3 protein-coding genes and 1 pseudogene are annotated in these 3,793 nt (G+C 69.7%); 1 reads left to right on the forward strand and 3 read right to left on the reverse strand.

The annotated features are described in order from the left end of the window. The coding region (locus WBA11_RS01415; RefSeq protein ID WP_424518949.1) for a hypothetical protein at window positions 1-1,105 on the forward strand (1,105 nt) is incomplete at its 5' end. Window positions 1,106-1,155: 50 nt separating this feature from the next. On the opposite strand, the gene WBA11_RS01420 is transcribed toward WBA11_RS01415, so the two are convergent. The 3 genes and pseudogenes from WBA11_RS01420 to WBA11_RS01430 form a co-directional block, all read right to left on the reverse strand. After that, the gene (locus WBA11_RS01420; RefSeq protein WP_424518950.1) at window positions 1,156-2,556 is read right to left on the reverse strand and encodes an ATP-binding protein; all 1,401 of its coding nucleotides are present in this window, start codon (window positions 2,554-2,556) and stop codon (window positions 1,156-1,158) included. After that, window positions 2,553-3,215 carry a DUF4062 domain-containing protein gene (locus WBA11_RS01425; RefSeq protein WP_424518951.1) on the reverse strand — a complete coding sequence of 221 codons (663 nt, stop codon included), beginning with the start codon at window positions 3,213-3,215 and terminating at the stop codon, window positions 2,553-2,555. The genes WBA11_RS01420 and WBA11_RS01425 overlap by 4 nt, the downstream gene beginning before the upstream one ends. A gap of 263 nt (window positions 3,216-3,478) precedes the next feature. After that, a pseudogene (locus WBA11_RS01430) lies at window positions 3,479-3,793 on the reverse strand (hypothetical protein); the annotation flags it as partial.

The raw sequence follows: 3,793 nt of genomic DNA on the forward strand, positions 1-3,793 counted from the left end.
GGTCGTGGGCGCCGAGGCGTTCGCGCGGGCGGCGGACGGGGACCGACGTCGGCGTCTGCTGGGACTGGTCCGAGACGCGGGGCAAGAGTGGAACGACATCGAGAGGTGCGACGTGCGACTAGCTAAACCCTTCGCGCCCATGACAGAAGCTGCTGTTTTCGACTCGAATGCCTACCGCAACTTGGGCAAAGGCCAGAGCATCGAGCAAGCTCGTGAGCGCGGTCACCGCATCGCGGAGCGCGAGGCCGAGGTCGGGCGCCGTTCGATGTGCCACCCGTGGGTCGCGGCCGAGTTGCTCGCGCATCTCGCGGACCCCGACGACCCGGCGCTTCCCCACTGCCACCTTGCCGTTACCGTTCTCGCGCTCCACTGCGGTGGAGACGAGGGTGTCCGATTCCTGCCCCCACCGGAGGTCCAACTGGGCCGGTCGTACTACGGCCGGGAGGACACACGGGCGCGCCCCTGGATGGAACAACTCGGAGCATTCTGCACGCTCGTCGCGCGGACGGACGACCCGGCCGACTTCGACGAGGACGTGCGTCAGGACCTCCGCAACATCGCTGACGGAGTCGAGAAGACGGAGGCGCAGTTCGTCCAGGACATGTTCGACCGAATCGTCAGGGCTGGCGACCCGACGGCGACCACGTGGAAGAAAGTGGAAGACAAAGAGACGCGGCGGGCCGTCTTGAAACTCCTCGACAGCGACGACGCATTGCTGATGTTCGCCGCGAGCGAGATCCGTCGCGTTCAACTCGGGGTAGGGGCGCAGGACACCCCTGAGGGGATCGCCGACAAGGCGAAGGATCTGGCGTCGCGCTTCCCAGTCCCCCTCCGGTTCTACCGGGAGGTGGTCCGCCGGATCGTGATGGGAGGCTCCGACATGACGAAGAAGAATCGGGCCAACATGATCTGGGACAAGGAGATCGCGTTCTACCTCGGTGAGACGCCGGTGACGGGCACCGGCCCGGTCCGGCTGGTGACGAACGACGAGATGATCGTGGACATCGCCACTGAGGCGGGCACAGCGGAGCGTGTCGACCGGATCGACGAGTACCTCGACCGGATCGGACTAGCAGACGAGATCACGATCCTGACGGATGCGTAGCGCTCCGTTTGCCGAGTGGCGCGAGTTTCCCGCTGAGGCGTCAGCAGCCCTCAGGAGGGGTCAGAGGCTTTGTCCGTACGGACGTAGGACGTGAACCGCCCGGACCCGACCTGGCGCAGGAAGCCCTCGTTGACGAGCTCCTGGATGTCGTTGCTCGCCGTGCGGTCCGACACCTCCGCGGCGAACGTGTGGTGGTATTCGGCGCGGGTGATCTCCTCCCCGGGCCGGGTTTGCGAGACGAAGTGCGCGAGGCGTGGGGCGAGCGGCACGGGACGTCGTTCTGGCGAGTCGGTGGTCCAGAGCGTGAGGAGGACGCCCCCGGTTTGGTTCCTCCACTCCGGAGGCGGTAGGCCCGCGCTCGTCATCGCCTGACGGACGCGCCAGAGACCGATCCCGGTGCCCTCGGCGTAGCCCAGGAGGTTGAAGGCCCGCGCCACGTCCGGATTGGTGGGGCGCGAGACGAGGCGGGCGCCGTCGTCGGCGAGGAAGGCCTGGTCCATCCGGCCTGGGTTCCAGACCTCGACCCGGTCGGGGAAGAAACGGAGGCTGACGGACGCGGAGTCGGTGTAGTCCCGGTGGGCGAGCGCGTTGACGAGGACCTCGCGGAGGGCGGGGGCGGGGACCGCCAAGCGGTCGTCTCGCTGGAACCCTTCGGTCAGGCGCAGGATGCGGGGCAGGGTCACGGCGGCGGCCTCGAACAGAGGCTCCGCGAGGACGGCCGCGCCGCCCGAGAGCTCGCGGCGGCTGAGCGGCTTCTCGGCTGTGTCGTCCTCGAAGGAGAGGACCTGGGCGCGCGCCTGGGGCAGGTAGCGGGGGACGGCGTCCGGCTGGGCGAACAGGGCCAGCGCCGCCCGAGTCGGATACCCTTCGGCGGCGAGGCCGAGCGCCTCCAGGAACGACAGGAGGCGGTTGTCCGGAGTGACGGGGACGTCGAGCCGCTCGACGGCGCGGCGGTAGGTCTCCCGGATGAGGGGGGCGCTGAGGGCCTCGTCCGGGTCGAGGTCGAGGGCAGGCTGGCGTTCCCACCGTTCTTCGGCGCGGCCCCGCCGTGCGACGACGCGGGAGATCTCGGCGGGGGTCGCAGGCTTATTGGCGTCGCCGCGCCGGACGTAGATGGCGCCCTCGACGAGGTAGGGCTTCCGGGTGCCGCTGGGCACCTCGACGAGCATCGCCGCTAGGCCGTCTTTCTCGATGGGCGTGATCTGGAGCGGCTCGCGCGGGACGATGGCGTGCTCGACGTGCTGGCGGATCGCCTGGAGCGACGTCTCCGGGGAATGGTCCGAGAACCCGGTGAACGTGCCGGTCGCGTCGTAGCCGATCATGACGAGGCCACCGCTGCCGTTGAGGAATGCGGCGACCGTCCGGGCGGCGGCGTCCGGGTCAGGAGTGGGCAGAAACGCGACGTTCGTGCCCTCGGCAGTTGGGAGGTCAGGGAGAGCGTCGGCGTTCATGGGGTGGCGCGGTAGGCGGCGAGGTCGGCGCGGAGGCGGTCGGGGTCGCCGAAGAGCGCCGGGAGCGACGTGAGGATCTGGGAGGAGCGGTCGTAGCGCTGGCACCAGTTCCCCGTGCGGATGACCCAGGCCCCTCCCCCGCCCTGCTCGGCCTCCTCGAGCATGGCGAGGACGCGGAGGTCCGAGAGGACCGAGGAACGCTCGAATGGGTTGGGCTGGCCGGACGCGAGGGGAAGGTCCCAGACGGGTCGGCCGTTGGCGTCGACGGGAGTCGGAGTGAGCCGGTCCAGCACGGGGCGGAGCGCGGAGCGGGCGACCTCGACACGCCGGTCGACGAAGAAGACCCGGGGCGCGTCCAGCGACGCGGCGTGTCGTTGTTCGAGGTGGGTAATCGAGACATCGGCGTCGCTGAGGCCCGAGGTTCCTTGCTGGGCCGAACCGTAGCGCCCCTGGATAATCCCGACGAGGTAGTCGGCACGGCCGACCGCCTCGACGCACGCCTCCGGCACGGTCTGCCCAGGACGCGGCATGATGGTGCCGAGGTGGCTGCTCAGGACATCGTAGCCGTACCCGTGGAGCACGGCCGCAGCCTGCTCGATGGTGTCCTCGAGACCGACGACGGTCGACGAGAGCATGACGCGGAGAGGGGGCGGGGGCACGGCGGGGAAGATACGCCGTTCTCGCAACCTCTCGAAACCGCTCGCACCTTCTTGCAGCCGCCCGCAATCGCTCGCGGCTCGTGTGAGAGCGGGGGGTGCGAGGCCGATCAAGCGGTGTCGGCATTGGCGTGGCGAGGGTGTCGGGCAGGTTGGTGACGGCGGCACAGCGCGCGCACTGGAACCGCTGGGCGACGGCCTCGACGGTCACGGGGCGGTCGGCCCTGCGGAGCACGGGGCGGAGCGCGAGCGCCTGCACTCTTCTCTCACCCCTTCCTGACATGAGACAGCACGCTGACGGCCTCACTCACCGTCTCTACGGTTGCCTCCACCCGCTCGCTTGCCCTTGCAGGCTCCGTCGGGTCCCGGTCGATGACGATGAGCCTAGTGCGCACGGACGTCCCATACGGTCGGTAGACGGCCCCGCCGACTTCGATGTCGGCCCGGAGCCGGAACGGGTCAGCATCGATGGCCTCAAAGAATGCTCGGTGCGTCGGCTTGCCCCTGCGGACGCCTGCGCTGAGGACGGCCACCAGCCGCCCGCCTGCGTCCAGCCGGCGGAGCGCCTGGAGCACGTGGTC

The sequence above is a fragment of the Rubrivirga sp. genome (assembly GCF_049648075.1).
Classification (GTDB): domain Bacteria; phylum Bacteroidota; class Rhodothermia; order Rhodothermales; family Rubricoccaceae; genus Rubrivirga.

Bases quoted from the DNA above. Each gene is read 5' to 3' on its own strand.
- WBA11_RS01420 (WP_424518950.1), bottom strand. From the start codon at position 2,556: ATGAACGCCGACGCTCTCCCTGACCTCCCAACTGCCGAGGGCACGAAC.